The 21,399-nt window shown below is 70.1% G+C and carries 18 protein-coding genes; 9 read left to right on the top strand and 9 right to left on the bottom strand.

Features of this window, described 5'->3' with window-relative positions:
- Nucleotides 1–95: 95 nt before the first annotated feature.
- Both JYK02_RS36625 and JYK02_RS36620 read left to right on the top strand, forming a co-directional pair.
- Nucleotides 96–2,207 (top strand): ELWxxDGT repeat protein, encoded by a 2,112-nt coding sequence (locus JYK02_RS36625; protein ID WP_207057601.1) that lies wholly within the window; start codon nt 96–98, stop codon nt 2,205–2,207.
- 145 nt (nt 2,208–2,352) lie between these two features.
- Entirely contained in the window at nt 2,353–5,199 is a 2,847-nt protein-coding gene (locus JYK02_RS36620; protein WP_207057600.1) for an ELWxxDGT repeat protein, read from the top strand.
- A gap of 7 nt (nt 5,200–5,206) precedes the next feature.
- Here the strand turns inward: JYK02_RS36620 and fumC are convergent, their stop codons facing one another.
- Complete coding sequence (gene fumC, locus JYK02_RS36615) at nt 5,207–6,604, bottom strand: class II fumarate hydratase (RefSeq protein WP_207057599.1); 1,398 nt, start codon at nt 6,602–6,604, stop codon at nt 5,207–5,209.
- A gap of 122 nt (nt 6,605–6,726) precedes the next feature.
- On the opposite strand from fumC, the gene JYK02_RS36610 reads away from it, so the two are divergent.
- The 3 genes from JYK02_RS36610 to JYK02_RS36600 all read left to right on the top strand — a co-directional run bounded on the left by JYK02_RS36610 (nt 6,727) and on the right by JYK02_RS36600 (nt 9,837).
- Entirely contained in the window at nt 6,727–7,206 is a 480-nt protein-coding gene (locus tag JYK02_RS36610) for an MOSC domain-containing protein (protein ID WP_347402667.1), read from the top strand.
- Nucleotides 7,207–7,346: 140 nt separating this feature from the next.
- Nucleotides 7,347–7,898, top strand: a complete 552-nt coding sequence (locus tag JYK02_RS36605) for a PDC sensor domain-containing protein (RefSeq protein WP_207057598.1) — start codon at nt 7,347–7,349, stop codon at nt 7,896–7,898.
- 31 nt (nt 7,899–7,929) lie between these two features.
- On the top strand, nt 7,930–9,837 hold the full coding sequence (locus JYK02_RS36600; protein ID WP_207057597.1) for a methyl-accepting chemotaxis protein: 1,908 nt from the start codon (nt 7,930–7,932) through the stop codon (nt 9,835–9,837).
- 1 nt (nt 9,838) lies between these two features.
- On the opposite strand, the gene JYK02_RS36595 is transcribed toward JYK02_RS36600, so the two are convergent.
- Complete coding sequence (locus tag JYK02_RS36595; RefSeq protein WP_207057596.1) at nt 9,839–10,198, bottom strand: PspC domain-containing protein; 360 nt, start codon at nt 10,196–10,198, stop codon at nt 9,839–9,841.
- Nucleotides 10,199–10,472: 274 nt separating this feature from the next.
- On the opposite strand from JYK02_RS36595, the gene aceB reads away from it, so the two are divergent.
- From aceB to JYK02_RS36580, 3 genes are all read left to right on the top strand, one after another.
- Nucleotides 10,473–12,095: a malate synthase A gene (gene aceB, locus JYK02_RS36590; RefSeq protein ID WP_207057595.1), complete on the top strand. Its 1,623-nt coding sequence runs from the start codon at nt 10,473–10,475 to the stop codon at nt 12,093–12,095.
- A 64-nt stretch (nt 12,096–12,159) separates the two neighbouring features.
- On the top strand, nt 12,160–13,446 hold the full coding sequence (gene aceA / locus JYK02_RS36585) for an isocitrate lyase (protein WP_014399818.1): 1,287 nt from the start codon (nt 12,160–12,162) through the stop codon (nt 13,444–13,446).
- Nucleotides 13,447–13,656: 210 nt separating this feature from the next.
- On the top strand, nt 13,657–14,070 hold the full coding sequence (locus tag JYK02_RS36580) for a hypothetical protein (RefSeq protein WP_207057594.1): 414 nt from the start codon (nt 13,657–13,659) through the stop codon (nt 14,068–14,070).
- Nucleotides 14,071–14,132: 62 nt separating this feature from the next.
- Here JYK02_RS36580 and JYK02_RS36575 read toward each other — a convergent pair whose 3' ends face one another.
- From JYK02_RS36575 to JYK02_RS36550, 6 genes are all read right to left on the bottom strand, one after another.
- On the bottom strand, nt 14,133–14,378 hold the full coding sequence (locus JYK02_RS36575; RefSeq protein WP_207057593.1) for a hypothetical protein: 246 nt from the start codon (nt 14,376–14,378) through the stop codon (nt 14,133–14,135).
- A gap of 81 nt (nt 14,379–14,459) precedes the next feature.
- On the bottom strand, nt 14,460–14,801 hold the full coding sequence (locus tag JYK02_RS36570) for a hypothetical protein (RefSeq protein WP_207057592.1): 342 nt from the start codon (nt 14,799–14,801) through the stop codon (nt 14,460–14,462).
- A gap of 16 nt (nt 14,802–14,817) precedes the next feature.
- Nucleotides 14,818–16,110: a TIGR04013 family B12-binding domain/radical SAM domain-containing protein gene (locus JYK02_RS36565; protein ID WP_207057591.1), complete on the bottom strand. Its 1,293-nt coding sequence runs from the start codon at nt 16,108–16,110 to the stop codon at nt 14,818–14,820.
- Between the two features lie 28 nt (nt 16,111–16,138).
- A complete protein-coding gene (locus tag JYK02_RS36560) occupies nt 16,139–16,981 on the bottom strand; it encodes a type VI immunity family protein (RefSeq protein WP_347402666.1) in 843 nt (280 codons plus the stop codon).
- A gap of 74 nt (nt 16,982–17,055) precedes the next feature.
- Complete coding sequence (locus JYK02_RS36555) at nt 17,056–17,865, bottom strand: hypothetical protein (protein ID WP_207057590.1); 810 nt, start codon at nt 17,863–17,865, stop codon at nt 17,056–17,058.
- A gap of 90 nt (nt 17,866–17,955) precedes the next feature.
- Entirely contained in the window at nt 17,956–18,981 is a 1,026-nt protein-coding gene (locus JYK02_RS36550; RefSeq protein ID WP_207057589.1) for a polysaccharide lyase, read from the bottom strand.
- Between the two features lie 334 nt (nt 18,982–19,315).
- Between JYK02_RS36550 and JYK02_RS36545 the strand changes: the two genes are divergently transcribed.
- The gene (locus JYK02_RS36545; RefSeq protein WP_207057588.1) at nt 19,316–20,341 is read left to right on the top strand and encodes an arginine N-succinyltransferase; all 1,026 of its coding nucleotides are present in this window, start codon (nt 19,316–19,318) and stop codon (nt 20,339–20,341) included.
- On the opposite strand, the gene JYK02_RS36540 is transcribed toward JYK02_RS36545, so the two are convergent.
- Entirely contained in the window at nt 20,325–21,368 is a 1,044-nt protein-coding gene (locus JYK02_RS36540) for a lasso peptide biosynthesis protein (protein WP_207057587.1), read from the bottom strand. The genes JYK02_RS36545 and JYK02_RS36540 overlap by 17 nt on opposite strands.
- Between the last annotated feature and the right edge of the window lie 31 nt (nt 21,369–21,399).

Below are 21,399 nucleotides of genomic sequence, written 5' to 3'. Positions count from 1 at the left end.
GTCGCTCCCTTGTCCCGGACAGGGAGGGTCCCAACACATCCCCTGCCGACACGCACCCACCGTCCGTGCGGTCGGCGGAATCGTTGGGGAATGTCATGTCTGTGAAGTCGCCGTTGCGCACACTGGCCGTCTTTCTTCTCACCCTGGGCACGAACACGGGCTGCGAGTCTCCGACTCCGGCTTCCGGCACCGACCCGCTTCCCACCGTGGAGGGCCCGACCGGGCCCGTGGATCCAGGGCCCCTCCCACAGGAGCCGGTGGAGGAGGACCCCGGCCCGGTGGCGCAGCAGCCGCCTCCGGTGAAGGAGGAGCCACCTCCGGTCCAGGAGGAACCGCCTCCGTTGGAGGAGGAGGACGACGCGGACGTCGCCCGCCCGTTCCTCGTGAAGGACCTGTCGCCCGGAGTCCGGCCGGGGCTCCCCCACGTGCGGCTGGACGGACGGGCCCAGCTGGGCGCGTACACGTACTTCGCCGCGGACGACGGGATCCATGGCTGGGAGCTCTGGAGGACGGACGGGACACCGGAGGGCACGTCCCTGGTGACGGACCTGCTGCCCGGCCGCGAGGGTTCCGATCCCTCGCCGCTCGTGCGCATGGGTGACAGCCTGTACTTCACCGCCCGGATGCGGCCGGGGGTGAGCGCGGAGTACGACCTCTACGCGCTGTGGCGAACGGATGGCACCGCCGCGGGCACCCGGCGCCTGGTCACCTTGATGCGCCATGCCTGGGACGTCACCGTGCGCGACGGGCGGCTCTTCTTCAGGGCGTCACCCCAGGACGACTTCTTCGGGATGGACCCCTCGCTGTGGAGCACGGATGGCACTCCCGAGGGCACCGTGAACCTCGGCCGAGGCCCCCACCCCCCGACGCCGCCGGAGCCCACCGTGACGCAGGACCCGGCGTTGATGCCCGCCCCGGGGGCCAGCTCGTTCGGCTGGAACAGCGAGGCGGTGGACGTGGACGGCACGCTCTTCTTCACCACGCAGCCCGACGCGCAGGACGGCGGGCTGTGGAAGTCGGACGGGACGCCGGAGGGAACCACGCGGGTGGAGATCAAGGCGGAGGCCACCTTCGAGCACAGACCCAGGAACCTGGCCGCGTTGAACGGGGGCGTGCTGTTCCTGGAGGAGGACTGGCGCGACCAGAACTCGCTCTGGTGGCTGGAGCGCGGCGCCACAGAAGCGCGGCGGTTGGGAAAGGTCGCCCAGGCCCGCGAGGGAGAGGGCTTGTCCTTCGCCTCCTCGGGGACGCGCGCCTGGTTCATCCAGGGGGCGCCCTGGCAGTGGAGCACTCAAGAGCTGTGGACGACGGATGGCACGGTGGAGGGCACCGTGCGCCTGGCGCCCGCCGGAAATCCGCTGTTCCAGGCCGCGCGCCTGCTGACCCCCGTGGGCGACACGCTCTACTTCGTGTCGGACGAAGGCGAAGGCTCCACCTACGGCGCGCTGTGGAAGTCGGACGGGACGTCCAAGGGCACGGTGAGGGTCCAGTCCTTCCGCGAGAACGCGGGCCGGTGGGCGGATGTCCTGGCCATCTATCCCGCAGGCTCGCGCATGTTCCTCCTCGTCCTGAAGGAGACGGGCTACGAGGTGTGGCTGCGCGAGGGCACGTCGGAGACGGCGCGCTTCGTGGCCCCCCTGCCCTACGACTTCAACTACCACTTCCGGAACGAAGCGGCCGTGGTGGGGGACACGCTGTTCCTGTCATGCCCGCACAGCTTCTTCTCGGGGTCGCTGCTGTGGAAGACGGACGGCCACGACTCGGGACCGGTGCGCGGCCTCGCGTCGCAGCCCTTCCATCTCACCGCGCATGGCGACCGGGTGTTGTTCTGGACGACGGACGCGGAGGGCGGCTACGAGCTCTGGCAAAGCGACGGCACGCTGGTGGGCACGACGCCGGTGAGGGATGCCGCGCCGGGTGCCGCTGGCAGCGTGGCGTTCCCCGTCCCCCTGGTGCCGCTGCGTCCGGGAGGCCCGCTCCTCTTCGCCGCGTCGGATGGCGCGTCGGGTCTGGAGCTGTGGAAGACGGACGGCACCGCCCTGGGCACGAAGCGGCTGGTGGACGGAGTCCCCGGGGTCCGCTCCTCGGCGCCCGCCAACCTGACGGTCGCGGGCGACCACCTCTTCTTCTCCGCGTGGACCCCCGAGTCCGGACGTGAGCTGTGGGCCCTGCCGCGCCAGGCCCCCGGAGCCGAGACGTCCCCGTAGGCCGCGAGCGCATTACCGTGCGCTGCTCCACGTTTGAGTCGGCGTGGAGCAGCGCCCCCTTGTCGCCAGAGGGGACCGTCCCGACACATCCCCCGTCGACACGTACCCACCGTCCGGACGTGCGGCGCTGCTTGCTGGGGAATGTATGCGTTTGAAGCCATCGCGAAGTGTCCTGACCACCGTCCTCCTCACCCTGGGCGCGAGCCTCGGATGCGGGTCACCCTCCGAACCCGAACCCACGTCGCCAACTGAAGACCCCGGGCCCCAGGAGCCCGGGCCCGCGCCCCAGGAGGAACAGGAGCAGCCCGGCCCGGTGACGGAGGCGGAGGTGCCGCTGGCCGCGCCGTTCCTGCTGAAGGACGTCGTCCAGGGCCTCACGCGGGAGGGGCCCCGGATGGGGCCCACGGACTTCGTCGAGCTGGGAACGGCCCGGTACTTCACGATGGACGACGGTATCCACGGGCGGGAGCTCTGGAAGACGGACGGGACGCCCGAGGGCACGTCGCTGGTGACGGACCTGCTGCCGGGGAGCCTGGGCTCGAAGCCGGGGTCGCTCGTCCGCATGGGGGACCGGCTGTACTTCGTGGCCCGGACGCTGGTGGACCCCAGCGACCCTGGGAAGTACGGCGCGGCCGGAGACCTGTATGGCCTATGGCGCACGGACGGCACCGCGCAGGGCACGGAGCGGCTCGCGGCGCTGGGGAACTCCGCCCTGTTCCTGACCGAGCACCAGGGCGTCCTCTACTTCGCGGCCCCGACCGTGGATGACTTCTACCGCTTCAAGCTCTGGCGCAGCGACGGCACGCCCGAGGGCACCCGGATGCTGTGGCCCGATGCATTCAGCGTCGGCTCGGCCCACGCATGGCTCGGCGATTCGCTCTACGTCGTGGGCAGCGATGCCACCAACGAGGGCGGCCTCTGGAAGACGGATGGCACCCGGTTCCCGGTCCGCGTGGCGGGCGGAGCGGGCGCCCAGGGTCCCAGCGACGTCCGGAACCTCACCGCGCTCGGGGATCGGCTCCTCTTCTGGGCCCGGAGCACCCCGGACGGCGCGCCGTTCCTGTGGACGTCCGACGGCACGCCCGGGGGAACGGCCGTGCTGAAGCTCATCCTTCCGGACACCAGCTCCGACACCCGCTACGCCTCGTATTCCTCCCCCTTCGTCGTGGCGGGGGACACGGCCTTCTTCAGCGCCTGGGACTCCGAGGGTGGCCAGGAGCTGTGGAGGACGGACGGCACGGCGGAGGGCACCGTCCGCGTCGCCGACATCCGCCCGGGGATCGCGGGCAGCCTGGTCAGCCGCATCACCGTCCAGGAGGGCACCGTCTACTTCCAGGCCCTGGCGGACGGGCTCAACCACAGCGTGTGGCGGTCGGACGGGACGGCGGAGGGCACCGTGCGTGTCGCGCCCTTCCAGGTGGGGGAAGAGGCCCAGCTGCGGTCGTGGGCCGCGCCGCGAACGGGCCCCCAGGGCGTCTTCTTCAGCGTCTGGACCCAGGCCGATGGGAACCGGCTCTGGCGCACGGATGGCACCGCGCCGGGCACGGTCCCCGTGACCGCGGAGCCGACCCTCGCGAACATCGACCTCGTGGGGGGAGGCGCGGGCCAGCTGTACTTCACGTCCACGAAAGGGACGCTGTGGTCCACGGATGGCACACCGGACGGCACGCGTGCCCTGCGGAAGTTCGACGCGGCGCTCGCGGGCGCGTTCGACGGGGACTGGAACGAGACCGTGGACCTGGGCGGCACGCTCTACTTCACGCTGCCGCAGGTCATCGAGCCCGGGCCGCCGTACCGGATGGAGACCGTCATCGCGCTCTGGCGCACGGACGGCACGCCCGGGGGAACGCGTCAGGTGAACCGCAAGGCCCCCGGCGTCTTCGAGCATGAGCCCCTCCACCTCACCCCGCTGAACGGCCACCTGCTGTTCGTGGACGAGCGCGACCGCAAGACGCTCTGGTCCATGGACGCGAGGACGGAAGAGGTGCGCCCGCTGTCGGACTTCCCCAGCGGCGTCTACGGCCCGCCCCTCGCGGTCATGGGCGCGCAGGCCTTCTTCGTCCGCACGCTGTCCGCGTCCCAGCAGGAGCTGTGGAAGACGGACGGCACGCCCGAGGGCACCGTGCGCGTGATGGGCACCCCGCCCGGCTCGCCCCGGGGCTGGAGCCCGCACCTGCTCACCCCGGTGGGCGAAACGCTCTACTTCGCCGCGCGTGACGACGCGGAGCTGCGCGACTCGCTGTGGAAGACGGACGGCACGGCCGCGGGCACGGTGAGGCTCAAGTCCTTCGCGGGCGGTCCCACGTGGGTGGACCTGCTGGGCATCTACCCGGTGGGCTCGCGCGTGTACTTCCGCGCCCGCCAGGCGGAGAGCCATCAACTCTGGGTCACGGACGGCACGGCGGCAGGCTCCCGCCTCGTGGCCGAGCTGTCCGGCGACGACCTGCGCGACCCGAGCAAGGGCGAATGGGCCGCCGTGGGCGACACGCTGTACCTGTCGCTGGGGTCCACCAGCGGCGAGGCGCCGACGCTGTGGAAGACGGACGGGAAGACTTCAGGCGTCGTGCGCGCCCTGCCCAAGACGGACGTGACCGCGCCGCCCGCGCGGCTCACCGCCGCTGGCAACCAACTGCTGTTCTGGTGGACGGACGGCGCGAACGGCTACGAGCTCTGGAAGAGCGACGGCACGGAGGCTGGCACGGGGCCCGTGAAGGAGCTGCGCCCCGGCGCCGCGGGCAGCGTGGCCGTGCCCGGGCCGCTGGTGCCGCTGGGCCCGAAGGGGCCGTGGGTGTTCGCGGCGTCGGACGGCGTCATGGGCGTGGAGCTGTGGCGCACGGACGGCACGGCCGAGGGCACGAGGCCGCTCGTGGACGTGCTGCCCGGCCCCCTGTCCTCGTCGCCCGCGAACCTGAAGGTCGTGGGCGACCGGCTCTTCTTCTCCGCGTGGACGCCGGAGACGGGCCGCGAACCCTGGGTGCTGCCCCTGAAGTAGGGGCGGCCTAGAGGTTCCCGGTCATCTTCTCCGGGCGCACCCACTGGTCGAACTGCTCGGCGGTGACGAGCCCCAGCTCCACCGCCACCTCCTTCAGCGTCTTGCCCTGCTTGTGCGCCGTCTTGGCGATCTTCGCCGCGTTGTCGTAGCCGATGTGCGGGTTGAGCGCGGTGACGAGCATCAGGCTGCGCTGGAGGTTCTCCTGGAGGCGCGGGAGGTTGGGCTCGATGCCCACCGCGCAGTTCAGGCGGAAGCTGCGCATGCCGTCCGCCAGCAGGCGGCAGCTCTGCAGGAAGTTCTGGATGATGAGCGGCTTGAAGACGTTGAGCTCGAAGTTGCCGGACGCGCCGCCCAGGGAGATGGCCACGTCGTTGCCCATCACCTGGGCGGACAGCATGGTGAGCGCCTCGCTCTGCGTGGGGTTCACCTTGCCCGGCATGATGGAGCTGCCCGGCTCGTTCTCCGGGATGTTGATTTCACCGATGCCCGAGCGCGGCCCCGAGGACAGCCAGCGGATGTCGTTGGCCACCTTGAACAGCACCGCCGCCAGCCCCTTGAGCGCGCCGTGCGCCTGCACCAGCGCGTCGTTGGCGGCCAGCGCCTCGAACTTGTTGGGCGCGGTGACGAAGGCGTGGCCGGTGAGCTTCGCGATCTCCGCGGCCACGCGCTCGGCGTAGCCCGGGGGCGCGTTGAGGCCGGTGCCCACGGCGGTGCCGCCCAGCGCCAGCTCCAGCAGGTGCGGCAGGGACGCCTCGATGTGGCCCTTCGTGCGGTCCAGCTGCGCCACGTAGCCGCTGAACTCCTGACCCAGGGTGAGCGGCGTCGCGTCCTGCAGGTGCGTGCGGCCAATCTTCACGATGGACTGGAAGGCCTGGGACTTCTGCGCGAGCACGTCGCGCAGGGCCACCAACTCCGGCAGCACGTGCTTCACCACGGCCTCCACGGCGGCCACGCTCATCGCGGTGGGGAACACGTCGTTGGAGCTCTGGCCCTTGTTGACGTCGTCGTTGGGGTGGACCTTGCGCGCCTCACCGCGCTCGCCGCCCAGCAGCTCCGAGGCGCGGTTGGCCAGCACCTCGTTGCAGTTCATGTTCGTCTGGGTGCCGCTGCCCGTCTGCCACACCAGCAGGGGGAACTCCTCGTCGTGCTGACCGGCCAGCACCTCGTCCGCGGCCTTCACGATGGCCTGGGCCTTCTCCTTGGACAGCGTGCCGTTCTCCTGGTTCACGAGCGCGGCGGCCTTCTTCACCAGCACCAGCGCGTGCACGAGCGCCAGGGGCATGCGCTCCGACGAGATGGCGAAGTTCTGGCGGCTGCGCTGCGTCTGCGCGCCCCAGAGCCGGTCGGCGGGGACTTCGATGGGACCAAAGGTGTCCTTCTCGATGCGGACGTTCTTCGTGCTCACGGTGGCGCCTTTCGCGGACGGGGACGAGGTCCCGCGCGATTAACACCGCCGCGCTGTCCTGGCAGGACGGAGTGGCGGGCCGTCCCCTCACCAACGGGGCCCACCGGCGTTAGTGTCACGTCGTGAGCACCGCAGGCACCATCCGAGCCCTCTTCCTTGCCCAGGAGCGGGGCACGCCCATGCGCCGGGTCCCCGAGGCCCGCGCCGTGGAGCAGCACGGCTTCGAGGGCGACCGTCACCAGCGCAGGGCCGTGGGCCACAAGCGCCAGCTGCTGCTGATGGACGAAGCGCAGCGCGCGGCGCTGGACGTGCCCAAGGGCGCGCTCAAGGAGAACGTGCTGGTGGACGGCCTGGCCCTGGACGCGCTGCCGCCGGGACAGCGCCTGGCGCTGGGGGACGAAGTGGTGGTGGAGCTGACCGAGCCCTGCGTTCCGTGCTGGAAGCTGGACGCCCTGCGCCCCGGCCTGCTCAAGGACAGCTGGGGCCGCAGGGGTCAGCTCGCTCGGGTGCTGAAGCCAGGCACCGTGCGCGAAGGCGACCCCGTGCGCCTGCTGGACGTGAACCCGGACGCACCGCGCGTCATCCGGCCCAAGCTTCCCTGAGCCCTCTCAAGCCAGCAGCCGAGCCTGTGAAAACAGGCTTAGTTTGAATAATTCAAATCACGCCTGCCTGCGTGACGGCGCGAAGTGTTCCATGACACACTTTTTCCCAACCGTTCTCACGGCTCTGGGGGCGTCTGGGTATGTCCATGGTGTGGCTGGGATTGGCGCTGACCGTTGGGGGTCAGCTCCCTCCTGACGGTGTCGCGCAGCTGCGGAAGGTGGACGGCGTGATGCCGCACCTGCGGCGGCTGGCCGAGGACCCGGAGGTGGTGCGGGCCATCCGCGCCCAGAACGCGCTCCGCACGCCGCTCGCCACCCTCCAGCAACACGACGCCGAGTGGATGGCGACCCCGGCCCTCACGCCCTTCAAGCAGCGCGTGCTGGACGGCCCCTGCAAGGGCGCGCTGCACCGCCTGCGGGAGCGGCTGGGCCCGGCGCTGGCGGAGGCCTTCACCATGGACGGCCAGGGCGCGCTCGTGTGCGCCAGCCGCCGCACGTCCGACTACTGGCAGGGGGACGAGGACAAGTGGCGCCTCACCTACGCGGAAGGGCGCGGCGGCCCCGTGCTGCGCGAGGCCCCCTTCTTCGACGAGTCCTCCCAGGCCTACGTCATCCAGGTGTCCCTCCCCGTCCGCGACGGCGCCCAGGTCATCGGCGCGCTCACCGTGGGCCTGTCCCTGCTCGACCTCTGACGCCGCCCTCCACCTCCCAGGGTCTTCACGCATGCGCCTGCTGTCCGGATTGAAGTTGCGGGGCCGCCTCACGCTGTGGGTCTGCCTGCTGCTCGTCGCGGCCCTCACCCCCGTCGTCGCGGTGGGCGTCCACGTCATCCGGCGCAATCTGGAGCAGCAGGTGCACGGCGTCCTCCAGGTGGAAGCGGACGGCCTGCGCGACCTCATCGAGTCCTCCCTGCGCGAGCGCGAAGCGAACGCCCGCGCATGGACCGAGGACGCCATCGTGCGCGGCGCGCTCCTCTTCGACACCTACGCCAAGAGCGACGCGGTGCTCGCCTCGCTCAATGGCCGGCACACCCGCTTCGCGGGGCTGGTGCTGTTCACCGCCGACGGGCGCGCCGTCTCCGCGAGCCGCCCGGAGCTGCGCCAGGCCTTCGCCGGCCGCGAGAAGGAGGTGCTCGCCGCGCCCTGGTTCCAGACAGCGCTGGAGGACCGGCTGGACGCGGGCGTCCTCACGGGCGCCCTCACGAAGAAGGACCCCTTCCTCGACCGCCGGGTGATGCCCCTGGCCCTGCCCGTGCTCAGCCCCATCTCCGGCGCGCGCGTGGGCGTGCTGCTGGCCGCGTATGACTGGGGCCAGCTGGAAGAGGTCGTCGCGGGCGCGCTCCAGCGCTCCCTGGACCGGGGCCAGAAGAGCTTCACCCTGGAGGTCCTCGCGCCCGACGGCGGCCGTCTCTTCAGCTCCCGCGCGACAGCGGACGCGCCGGCCATCGTGGACGCCGTCCGGGCCGAGTCCCGCGACGACACCGCCCGCTTCAGCGCGAGCCAGGGCTGGCGCTTCGTGGCGGCACTGGACGCGCAAGAGGCCTTCCTGCCCCTCAGGCGCTTCCTCCAGCTCAGCCTCCTCGCGGTGCTGGCCCTGCTGGGGCTGGCCGTCCTGGCCGCCTGGGCCCTGGCACGCGGGGTGACGCGGCCCATCACCACCCTGTGCGAGCTGGTGACCCGCGTGGTGCGCGAGGGCGACCTCACCCAGCGCGTGGAGTCCCGCGGCCACCAGGACGAGGTGGGCGACCTGGCCTCCGCCTTCTCCCGGATGATGGACCACCTGCGCGAGTCCACCACCAGCCTCCAGCAGGCCACCCGCGTGCTGGGGCAGACCGTGGGAGAACTCACGCAGGCCACCGAGCAGCAGGAGCGCATCCTCGTCCGGCAGGGCGCCGCCATCCAGGAGACGCAGGTCACCGCGAAGGAGATCCAGCAGACCTCGCAGCTCGCCGCGGAGCGCTCGCAAGCAGTGCTCGCCCTGGTGGCACGGGCGCGCGAGGCGGGCGGCTCCGGCCAGCTATCGCTCGACGCCAGCCTGGACGGCTTCGAACAGCTGCGCGACCACGGGGCCCGCCTGGCCGAGGGCATCTCCACCCTGCACGAGCGCACGCACCAGATTGGCGGCATCACGCAGACGGTGAAGGACCTGGCGGACCAGTCCAACATGCTCGCGCTCAACGCGGCCATCGAGGCGGCCCGCTCCGGCGAGCACGGCAAGGGCTTTGGCGTGGTGGCGCGGGAGATCCGCGGCCTCGCGGATCAATCCATCCACGCCACCAACCGGGTGCGCGACATCCTGGACGCCATCCGCGGCGGCATCCGCGACACCGTGGCGCTCTCCGAGGAGGGCCAGCGCCGCTCCGAGGCGGGCCTGGCCCAGGTGCGCGAGAGCGGCCAGAGCCTGCGCGCGCTGGGGGACATCATCCAGGACAACGCGTCCGCGGCCCAGCAGATCGCCGCCGCCGTCATCCAGCAGAACGCCGGCATCGCGCAGATCTTCATGGCCGTCACGGACCTGTCCCGGATGATGGACGACACCCTCCAGGCCATGCACGGCACCCAGCGGATGACCCACGCCCTGCGCGGCGTGGCCGAGCGCATGGAGACCGTGGCCGGCGTCTGGCGCGTCTAGCTCAGACGCGCTTCTCCCAGCGGGGCGCGTCGTCGTCCACCGGCGTGTTCGCGACCTTGGACACCCAGTCCAGTGTCCCCTGCAGCGGGGCCCGCCCATGGGCCTTCGCCGGGAGGAACGCCCAGAGCAGCAGGTAGAGCCCCGCGCTCATGCCGCCGGACGCGAAGAACATCAGCACGAACGCCACCCGCACCAGGGCCGGATCCACGCCCAGCTCGCGGGCCAGCGCCGCGCAGACGCCCAGGAGCGCGCGCCCCTCGCCCCGGTGCATCGGCACCGTGCGCGTGCGGCAGTGCGAGCAGCGCGTCGCCTCCCCGGACAGCTCCCTCGAACAAGCCCTGCACCGTGTCGTGACGTCCATGAGGTGACCTCTCCGTCAGGCCCCCGCTTGGCACATGGGGGTCTCATTCCTACCTACGGAAACCCACCGCCCTGATTGCCGTCGCTCCCCAGGTGACGTGATTCCGGGGGTTTGTGTCCGGCTGCGTCAGTCGATTTACAGATTTAATCCTGATGATGTTGACAGCCTTACAGGCAAGCAGGTTCTGATTCACCAAGACTTCCCATCCCTAGACGGTGGGAGCATCTTTCAGCCCGTTAGGCCGTTTTTACAACGCATCTCGTCAGGAGCCGACATGGACGCGCGCACCTCCCAGACTCCCCCGGCCTTCGGCCCCGGCGTGACCGTTGAGGGGCCCTGGCATCCGGACTACGCGGAGGTGCTGACGCAGGAGGCCATGGCCTTCGTGGCGAAGCTGGTCCGCACCTTCGGTGAACGGCGGGAAGCCCTGCTGGAGCGGCGCAAGAAGGTGGCCCAGGCCTGGCGCAAGGGCGAGCGCCCGCACTTCCTGCCGGAGACGGCGGACATCCGGAAGGGCGACTGGCGCGTGGCCCCGGTGCCCGCGGACCTGCAGGACCGGCGCGTGGAAATCACCGGTCCGGTGGACCGCAAGATGATCATCAACGCGCTCAACTCCGGCGCCAGCGTGTTCATGGCGGACTTCGAGGACGCCAACAGCCCCACCTGGGACAACGTGGTGCGCGGCCAACTGAACCTGCGCGATGCCGTGCGCAAGACCATCTCCTTCACGGCGGAGAACGGGAAGCACTACGCGCTCAACGACAAGCACGCGGTCCTCTTCGTGCGCCCGCGCGGCTGGCACCTGCCGGAGCGCCACGTGCGCATCGACGGCAAGCCCATCTCCGGCTCGCTCTTCGACTTCGGCCTCTTCTTCTTCCACAACGCGCGTGAACAACTGAAGCGCGGCACGGGCCCCTACTTCTACCTGCCCAAGATGCAGAGCCACCTGGAGGCCCGGCTGTGGAACGACGTGTTCCACCTGGCCCAGAGCGAGCTGGACATCCCGCGCGGCACCATCAAGGCCACGGTCCTCATCGAGACGCTGCCCGCCGCGTTCGAGATGGACGAAATCCTCCACGAGCTGCGCGAGCACTCGGCCGGCCTCAACTGCGGCCGCTGGGACTACATCTTCAGCTTCATCAAGACGCTCCAGTCCGACGACTCCGTGGTGCTGCCCGACCGCGGTCAGGTCACCATGGACAAGGGCTTCCTCAACGCCTACTCGCAGCTGCTCATCCAGACCTGCCACCGCCGGGGCGCGCACGCCATGGGCGGCATGGCCGCCTTCATCCCCATCAAGGGCGACACGGCCGCCAACGACGCGGTGATGGCCAAGGTCCGCGCGGACAAGCTGCGTGAAGCGAAGAACGGCCACGACGGCACCTGGGTCGCGCACCCCGGCCTCGTCCCCGTCGCGAAAGAAATCTTCGACGCGCAGATGCAGGGCCCCAACCAGGTGGCCAACAAGCGCGAGGACGTGCGCATCACGGAGGCGGACCTGCTCCAGGTGCCCTCCGGCACGCGCACCGAAGAGGGCCTGCGCCACAACATCCGCGTGGGCATCCAGTACACCGCCGCGTGGCTGGGCGGCCTGGGCTGCGTGCCCCTCTACAACCTGATGGAGGACGCGGCCACGGCGGAAATCTCCCGCGCCCAGGTGTGGCAGTGGATCCACCACGGCGCCACGCTGGAGGACGGCCGCAAGGTGACCCAGGAGCTGTTCCGCAAGCTGCTCGCGGAGGAGATGGCGCAGATGGGCCGCGAGGGTGCGGTCGAGCGCTACGGCCAGGCTCACATGGAGAAGTCCCGCGCTCTCTTCGAGCAGCTCTCCACCGCTCCCGCCTTCGAGGACTTCCTCACCCTGCCGGCCTACGAGGCCCTCGACCCGCGGTCCTGACCTTTTTGCAAACGCAGCACCGACGTCTTCTTCCACCCTTCACCGCAGCACGAGGAGTCCTGGCATGTACGACGCGACGCCGACCACTTCCGATGCCTCCCCTCACGCGAAGCTCCATGCCCAGCGCTTCGAGGGAATCAAGCGCAACTACACCGAGAAGGACGTGGAGAAGCTGCGCGGCTCCATCCGCGTGAGCTACACGCTGGCGGAGCTGGGCGCCCGCCGCCTCTGGGAGCTGCTCCACACGGAGGACTACATCAACGCGCTGGGCGCCCTCACCGGCAACCAGGCCGTGCAGATGGTGCGCGCGGGCCTCAAGGCCATCTACCTGTCCGGCTGGCAGGTCGCCGCGGACGCGAACAACGCCGGCCAGATGTACCCGGACCAGAGCCTCTACCCGGCGGACTCCGTCCCCTCCGTGGTGAAGAAGATCAACAACGCCCTGCGCCGCGCGGATCAGATCGACCACGCCGAAGGCCGCAAGGACCGCAACTGGTTCGCGCCCATCATCGCGGACGCGGAGGCCGGCTTCGGCGGTCCGCTCAACGCCTATGAGCTGATGAAGGGCATGATCGAAGCGGGCGCCGCGGGCGTGCACTTCGAGGACCAGCTGGCGAGCGAGAAAAAGTGCGGCCACATGGGCGGCAAGGTGCTGGTGCCCACCAGCCACTTCGTGCGCACGCTGACCGCGGCGCGCCTGGCGGCGGACGTGATGGGCGTGCCCACGCTGCTGGTCGCCCGCACGGACGCGGACAGCGCCAAGCTGCTCATGAGCGACGCGGACGAGTACGACCACGCCTTCATCGACAAGGCGGCGGGCCGCACGGGCGAGGGCTTCTACCGCATCAAGGGCGGCCTGGAGTGCGCCATCGCGCGCGGCCTGGCGTACGCGCCCTACGCGGACCTCGTGTGGTGCGAGACCAGCACCCCGGACCTCGCGCAGGCCAAGGCCTTCGCGGAAGGCATCCGCAAGCAGTTCCCCAACAAGATGCTCGCGTACAACTGCTCGCCGTCCTTCAACTGGAAGAAGAACCTGGACGACAGCACCATCGCGAAGTTCCAGCGCGAGCTGGGCGCCATGGGCTACAAGTTCCAGTTCGTCACCCTGGCGGGCTTCCACGCGCTGAACTTCTCCATGTACGAGCTGGCCCGTCAGTACAAGGACCGCGGCATGGCGGCCTACAGCGAGATGCAGCAGTCGGAGTTCGGCGCGGAGAAGCACGGCTACACCGCCACGCGCCACCAGCGCGAGGTGGGCACCGGCTACTTCGACCAGGTCGCCGAGGTCATCTCCGGCGGCAGCGCCAGCACCCTGGCCCTGCACGAGTCCACCGAGGCCCACCAGTTCTAGGCCCGGCGGATCATCCCGGCGCCTGAAAACGCCTGAAGGCCGCGGCGTCCCAGGGGAAAATCCCCCGGGATTTCGCGGCCTTCGCCTTTCTCCCACACGAAGAGGCAACTTCCGGGGGGCCCGGGCGATAATGGGGAGAACGAACTTGAAGCCCCCAAGGCACGCCCGACGCGTGCCGGAAGCCGACCGGGGCCTTTGACGGGAGCCGCCATGAACCGCATCACGTCCCTCTCCGGTCCGCGGGTGCAGCCGGCCACGACGAACACCGCCACCTCCGTGTCGGGCAGCCGCTTCGGCTCCCTGATGTCGGGCGCGGCCGCGCAGACGCCCAAGGCGGGCGCGCAGCTGTCCGGCGGCTCGGTGGTGTCGGCGGCGCTGGCGCAGATGGGGGCCACGCCGCACGGCGGGCTGGTGAACGCCTACACCGCGGGCGCCACCTCCACGCCGGTGAACGTCACGGGCCAGCAGCCCCAGCAGCAGCAGGCCGCGGGCGCGCAGGCGGGCGCGGAGCCCCAGAGCGAGGAGATGAAGGCCATCCAGGACCTGGCCATCATGTCGTCGGTGTCCCTGTCCCAGTCCATCCTGCACATGGGCGGCATGAAGGTGGACCTGGAGCGCGAGTAGTCCCCGCGCCCCAGGCCGTGCCTCACGGCACCTGACGCTTCACGAAAGCCCTGGGGGAGACCTCAGGGCTTTTTCTTGTCGCTGTCGTCGCTGTACTTGTCGCGGATGCCGTCGTGCCGGTGCCGCGTGTCGTTCCAGGGCAGGTTCGCGTCGGTGCGCTGACCGCCGTTCTGGCCGGTGACGTCGTTGAGCTCCTCGGCGCGCCCTTCCGCGGGCACCCGGTCGCCGTCCTCTTCCGGATCCTTCTGCTTGCTGGGGTCCAGCGGGATGCCGGCGCTCTTCTTGAGGTATTCGTCCTTGGGGTCCATGCCGCCATTCCTCCCTTGAGCCCTCAAGGTGGTGACGGAGTGCCGTTCCGGGAGCGGCCGGGCGGCCAGGGGGCCCCTTCCTCAGTTGAGGTACTTCGGCTTCGCGGGGGCGGCGGGTGCGGACTCCTGGGCCTTCATCATCTCCAGCCCCTGGCGGGTGAGGACGAAGCGGACGACGCCGGAGCCGCGCTCTGTTTCGATTTCGGCCTCGAAGGCGGGCCCGGCGATGCCGCCCAGGGACACGTCCTTGCGCAGGTTGTTCACGCGGCCGGAGAGCAGATCGCCCGCGACCTCGCGGGAGCCCTCGCCGCGCGAGTACAGCTCGTAGGCGGCCTCGTGCAGCGTCATGGCCAGCGCCGGGGTGAGGGGCTGGGAGCTGAAGAGCACGGAGATGAGGAGCCAGTAAGGCGTCTGTTCAGCCATCGCGCGAGTGTAACGGTTACGTCTGGCGGGCGCGCGGCTGTCTGCGGGCGGCGATGGCCTCCGCGAGCACGCCCTGCGCCTTCCAGTGGCCGTACAGCCGCCCCTGGGACGCGAGGAAGTCCAGCCGCTGCCGGGTGCGCGCATCCAGACGGCCGGGGGCCGCGTCGCGGAACGGCGTGCCGGGCAGCGGCATGAAGGTGTGGCCGTGCACGCGGGCGCCCAGGTCGGACAGCCGCTGCATGAGGTCCAGGGTGGCGTCCACGTCCGAGGGCTCCTCGCCGGGCAGGCCCAGGATGAAGTCCACGTTGGGGATGAAGCCGCCCTCCACCGCGAGCCGCGCGGCGCGCACCACGGTCTCCACGTCGTGGCCGCGACGGGTGGCCTGGAGGATGCGCTCGGAGCCGGACTGGCCGCCGATGATGAGGTTGTCGTTGGCCACGTAGCGCTTGAGCAGCGCCAGGGACTCCGGCGTGACGTGCTCCGGGCGGACCTCCGAGGGGAAGGTGCCATAGAAGATGCGCCCGTCCGGGGCCGTGGCCTCCTTCACGGCGGCGAGCAGCTCCTCCACGGCGGCCAGGTTCACGGTCTCGTCGGCGGTGCCGTAGGACAGGGACGTGGGGGTGATGAAGCGCACGTCGCGCCGGCCCATGCGGAGCAGCTCGCGGGCCCAGTGGGCGGTGTTGGCGACGCTGCGGTGCCGGAAGCGCGCCTTGGACATGAAGGGCGTCTGGCAGAAGCGGCAGGCGTAGATGCAGCCGCGGGTGATCTCGATGGCGCCGTACTTCACGTGCTTCACGGCGAACGCGGGGAAGTCGTCCAGGCGCACGCCCTCGCCGTGGCCGTGCTGCACGAGCTTGCCGTCCTTGAGGTGCGCGGTGCCGTGCGTGGTGCGGGGGTCCTCGCCCTTGAGGACGCGGGCCAGGAGGGCGCGCAGGGTGTGCTCGCCCTCGCCCACGGCGACGAGGTCGAAGCCGGCCTGGAGGGTCTGGAGCGTTTCGGCGGTGGCGTGCACACCGCCCGCGATGCAGAGGACGTCACGGCCCTCCAGCCGTTCGCGGACCCAGGTCAGCTCCTCCACGGAGGGGCCGAAGCTGGCGGAGTAGAAGGACCACGCGGCGACGACGGTGTCGCCCGCGTCCACGCGTGCGCGCAGGGTGTCCAGCAGGGCCTCGCGGCTGCGAGGAAAGTGGAGCGACACATCCGCGAGCGCGGGGTCGGCCTCCACGGCGCCAGCGAGCACGGTGAAGGCGTACTTGCCAGGGTACTGGAAGCTCAGGACGAGCGAGACCTTGCGAGGCGTCTGCGGCATGGAGGCCGGGGATGATGCCACAGGGAGGTCAGAGGAAGCGGCGCTCCCACTGGCGGACCTCGGCTTCGGTGAAGTCGCCCCAGGCCCCCTTGTGCGCGTAGAGCCACGGCTCCAGCACACGGGCAAGCTCACGGTAGGCAGGCAGCGTGTCACCGGCCTCCAGGTCCCCTGCTTCAGGAGCAGGGCCCAGGGACACCACCGCGCGGTCCGGGGACAGGGCTTCCACCTGGGTTGAAGGCGAGTGCAGCCGGGAGCGCAGTCCCTCCGCGCCGCCCAGTTCGTTCAGGACCGGCGGTCCCAGGAACGTGAGCCACGCGGGAGCACGGACCTTCGAGCCCAGGTACAGGGCCAGTCTGTCCAACTGGTTCAAATCGAAGCCGGGGTGACGCCGGGTCACTTCACGCAGGCGCGGCGTAAGGGTCTTGGGCCAAACGTGAGTTTCCAGAGATAGACCCGCGTGACCCGAGTTCCAGGGCAACTCGCGCCCCAGGTCGATGGCCAGCGTGCGGATCCACTCTGGCCCGCGTTCGTCCAAGAATTCGGTGGGCAGCCGGAACTCCGCTGTACAAGCACTCTCAGGATAGTCCTGACGGAAGCCAACCGAACCGCGCCCCCTTCCGTGATACCGGAAAGCGACTCCTGTCGCCGAGTGCGCCAACTCGGTCACCTCGATGAAGCAGGAGGAACCCAGGATCCGCTTTCTCAGGTCGGCCTCGCCGCCTGAATCCAGTTCAGGCCAGTCGCCCGTGTAACAGTTCCAGTACCAATGCAGGTGCTGCGGTTCGATGGCCCGGCGATAGCGCTCCAGGGAGCGCAACAGGGCGGGAGCGAACTCGTCATGAGGAGCGCTCATGTAGAAGGCGATGCTCACGCCTTCCCGCATGAAGACGACGGACTCGCCCTCGATACCCATCCCTTCCCGCAGCCTTGGTATCCGTCGACTCATCATTCGACTCCCATATTGGGGGAAACGAGGCGTGGAGCCTGCTCACTCGACAGGAGTTCTTGGTAAACCGCATTCTGCGGCTTGTCCGCGAAGGGACTTCCTTCGGGATAGGTGTCCCATCGGGGCGGGTTTGTCACCGGGCACGGGAACTTGAAGTCGTAAATCCGCTGCACCTTCAGCGGGTTTCCCAAGGCGTGCAGCACCACATCCGGTGCGATGCTCCCCGTGAGCAGGTGGAACAGCCCGTCCCGCAGCCATCGCGAGACCTCCGCTGGATCCAACCACCGCGTCCGTCCTGTCTTCGCGTCGCGCAGGTAGCGTGGCTCCAGGCTGAACCGGCCCGCGTCCATATCGCCCAGTTCCCGCTGTACGCACTCCAATGCCGCCGCGTGCTTGGCCTCTCCCAATTGCATCGCCCGGGTGATTTCCCTGCCGTTCGAATCCACCACCTTCTCCCGGCACACCTCGGGTGAGGTCCGCTTCCCCGGTCCCAGCATCCGTTCGTTCACCTCGAAGTTCGCCCGCTTCGCGCACTCCACCAGCACGCGCTCCACTCGGGCCACCTCCGCCTCCTCCCACAGGCGCATCACCGTCGCGGCCTGCGCGGCTCGGGCCGTGGCCCGGGACAGCCACGGCAGGATGGCGTCCTGCCCCACCTGGGACGCGCACGCCGGGTTGCGCAGGCATCCCGCCGTCGCGGAGTCCATCGTCGCCTGGGAGTAGCTTCGCGGCGTTCGCACCTCCGGGCCCGCGCACGCGGTCCACAGCAGGAGGCAGCACGGCCACCACATCCATCGGGGAGGGGTCACGCCGCGCCTCCTCGCATGGAAGCGCCGGCCCCTTCAACCCGCCTCTCCCGCCCCGGACACACCGGAGCGGGAGGGTCCTTCACCCGCCGCTCAGCTCCGGCGACGACGCGCCCGCGCCAGGCCCAGGAGCCCCAGCAGCGAGAACGCGGCCAGCGAACCACCCCCCGTCGAGCAGCCACCGCGGAAGTCCGCGTCGCCCTCGTCCAGCGGAGACGGCTTCACGCTCGTGCCCGAACCCGCGTCCACCGGCGTGCCCGCGTCCACCACCGGATCCACCGGCGTGCCCGCATCCACCACCGGCTCCGGCTGCTGCGTGCCCGCGTCCACCACCGGATCCACCGGCGTGCCCGCGTCCACCGGCGTGCCCGCGTCCACCGGCGTGCCCGCGTCCACCACCGGATCCGGATCCGGCTGCACCGCCGGGAACACGTCCTCACGGCTGGTCGCCTGGATCATCCCGTCGTGGTAGACGACGCCCACCGCGGAGATGCTGTCGTCCCGGTACAGGCCCAGCTTCAGGTAGTTGTTCTGGCCGGAGAACATCGTCATGGCCTTGGTCTTCTTCAGCACCTGAACGCCGTTGAGCCACAGCTCCACGTAGCCCACGGACGGGTCCGGGGACCACTTCACGTGGAAGACGAACTCCTGCCACGTGCCGCGCTTGAGCGGCGTGGTCCACACCGTGCCGCTGTCGTTCAGCGACAGGCGGATGACCTCGCCCTTCACGAAGAACTCCACCGGCGGCGACCCGCAGCACCCGTCGTGGTGCCACTGCGTGAAGAGCTGCCACGCGTCCACGCTGGGGAAGTCGTTCGGGAACATCACCTTCCAGCGGTACCAGTACTCCGAACCCACCTTCTCGTTGCTCAGGTACACCAGCTCATTGCGGTTGCCGCTGGAGTTGATGGGGTCATCGCCCTGCTTCACCGTCGCCTTGAGCGCGTACTTGCCTTCCGAAACCGGGCTCGTCACCACCTGGAGCCGGTCCGAGCTCACCATCTGTTCCTTGCTGTACTGGGAACGGTTTCCCGTCTCGAAATCGCCCCGCCAGACGATTTCCGCCGCAGCGAGGCTCGGGAGCAGACAGACCACGAGCCAGAGGTGCAGTGCTTTCAATGAGGAATCCTTGGGGGAGGGGGAAGGCGTGATACTTTGCTTTCAAACTTCGACAAAGATTGAGCAGCATCATTCCCTGTCTTCATTCCATCTCCAAACCATTCCCAGACGCCCGGCAAGTGGGCATGCAGCCAGACAGGCCCTCAAATGGTTTGAGATGTGTTTCACGTCAGGATCGGGTCGCCCGTACCCACCGAGCGGACGGCGGAGCGGTGTCCTGAACGCAACGCGTCATTGACAAGGGAGCATGCAGGAGGCTGACGGGACGGGGGCGTGGTGTAAGGTCACGGGCCCTTCCGGCGCTCCCTTCCCGGGGCGCCCTTCAGCGTGCCCCATGCTCGTGTTGCGAGACGTCCAGAAAACCGATTTGCCCGGCCTGAAGCGTCTTGCCGCGGTGCTGAACACGGTCAACCTGCCGAACAACGAGGAAACCCTCGAGGCCATCATCGACAAGTCGGTGAAGAGCTTCGCCGGCAAGGTGAAGGACCCGTTCGAGCGCGAGTACCTCTTCGTGCTGGAGGACGTGCGCAACAACCTCATCATCGGCACGTCGATGATCATCGCCCAGCACGGCACGTACGACGCGCCGCACATCTACTACGAGGTGAGCGAGCGCGAGCACTACTCCGCCTCGCTGGAGCGGCACCTGCGGCACAAGGTGCTGTCCATCGCGTACAACTACGAGGGCCCCACGGAGATTGGCGGCCTGGTGGTGGACCCGCCCTACCGCGCGACGCCGGACAAGCCCGGCAAGCAGCTGTCCTTCGTGCGCTTCCTCTTCATCGCCATGCACCGGCGGCTGTTCCGGCCGCGCGTGCTGGCGGAGCTGCTCCCGCCGCTGCTCCCGGACGGGCGCAGCCTCCTGTGGGAGGCCTGCGGGAAGAAGTTCACCGGGCTCACCTATCTGGAGGCCGACCGGCTGAGCCGCCAGAACAAGGAGTTCATCAAGGAGCTGTTCCCCGCGTCGGACATCTACGCGTCGCTGTTCCCGGACCGCGTGCAGAAGGTGCTGGGCGAAGTCGGCCCGGCCACGCGCGGCGTGCAGCGGATGCTGGAGCGGGTGGGCTTCCGGTACGTGGAGCGCATCGACCCGTTCGACGGCGGCCCGCACTTCGAGGCGGACACGGCGGACATCTCCCTGGTGCGCCGCTACCGCACGGTGAAGCTGGCGGACGAGGACTTCGAGCTGCAGGGCGACGACGTGCTGGTCGCCGCCGAGCGCGAGTCCGGCCGCAACCGCTTCCGCTCCGTGCGCTGCCAGGCCCGGCTGGACAACACGCTCATCTACCTGCCCGCCCAGGCCAAGGAGATATTGGAAGTGAAGCCGGGCGCGAAGCTGTCCATCATTCCGTTCGAGTAGCGCGCACCACGCGCCAGTCCCCGCGCAAGAGCGACAGCCAGCGCTCCCCGGCCTCCAGGCCGGGGCCCTCGGGCGGCACCAGCGCCAGCGCCAGGTGCGTGTCCGGCCGCACGGGGTCCAGGGACGTGGGGTCCAGGTCCAGCGTCCCGCCGCCTCGCAGCGCCACCCGCACCCAGGCGTGCGGCCGGGCGGCGCCGCCGTCCACCACCAGCAGCCCGTGCACCAGCCCCACCCGCTGGCCCTTCTCACGGGCCAGGGACGCGAAGCGCAGCGCGTGGGCCAGGCAGCCTCCGGCCTCACCCTCCCCGCCTGAGCGCCAGTCCGCCGCCGTGGGCCCCTTGTCCGGGAAGGCCGCGTGCACCTTCGCGCAGAGGGCCCTCGCCTCACCTGGGGTCCAGTCCGTCATCTCCGGCAGGCGCGTGGGGACCGTGAAGGAGGTCGCCTGCCTGGCTTGCACGAGCCTCAGTGCGCCCTCGGCGCCGCCGTCCACGGGCAGCCCGTCCGCGAAGAGCTCGGGTGGGGCTCGCAGCCGTTCGCCAGGGGCGGCTCGCGTGAAGCGGGAGTCGCCCACCTCCAGCGCCTGGAGCTGGCCCTGGTCGTCGTAGCGGGCGCGGAAGCGTGCGCCGAGCATCGTGCCCTCGGCGGCCGTGGGGCTTCGCTTCGTGACGCAGTGGGGGCCCTCCTGGCCGGACAGCTCCTCGCGGCCCTTCACGCAGCCCTCGGGTGGCGGCCCTCGCCACAGCCACAGCGCCTGGGGCACCGCGTCCCCGACCTGCACGTGGCCCGCCGCGTCGACCTTCAGCGTCACCTCGCGCACGCGCTCGCCCGCGCGGCCGTCGCGCACGTGCAGGTGCCGGCTGGTGTACGTGAACCGCCCCGCGTCCAGGGACAGCCCCACCGTTCCCACTGGCACGCCGCGCCATGCGAAGACGAACCGCGCCGGGCTTTCGGTCCTGGCGGCCTCGGCGCCCGTGCTGGCGGGGATTCCCGGGAGCGCCAGCATGGCGATGGCGAAGAGGGCCTTCATGTCTCATGAAGCATGCGTCGAATTGAGGACC

This window comes from Corallococcus macrosporus, assembly GCF_017302985.1.
GTDB lineage: Bacteria > Myxococcota > Myxococcia > Myxococcales > Myxococcaceae > Corallococcus > Corallococcus macrosporus_A.
This window is presented reverse-complemented; position numbering and strand designations above follow the sequence as displayed.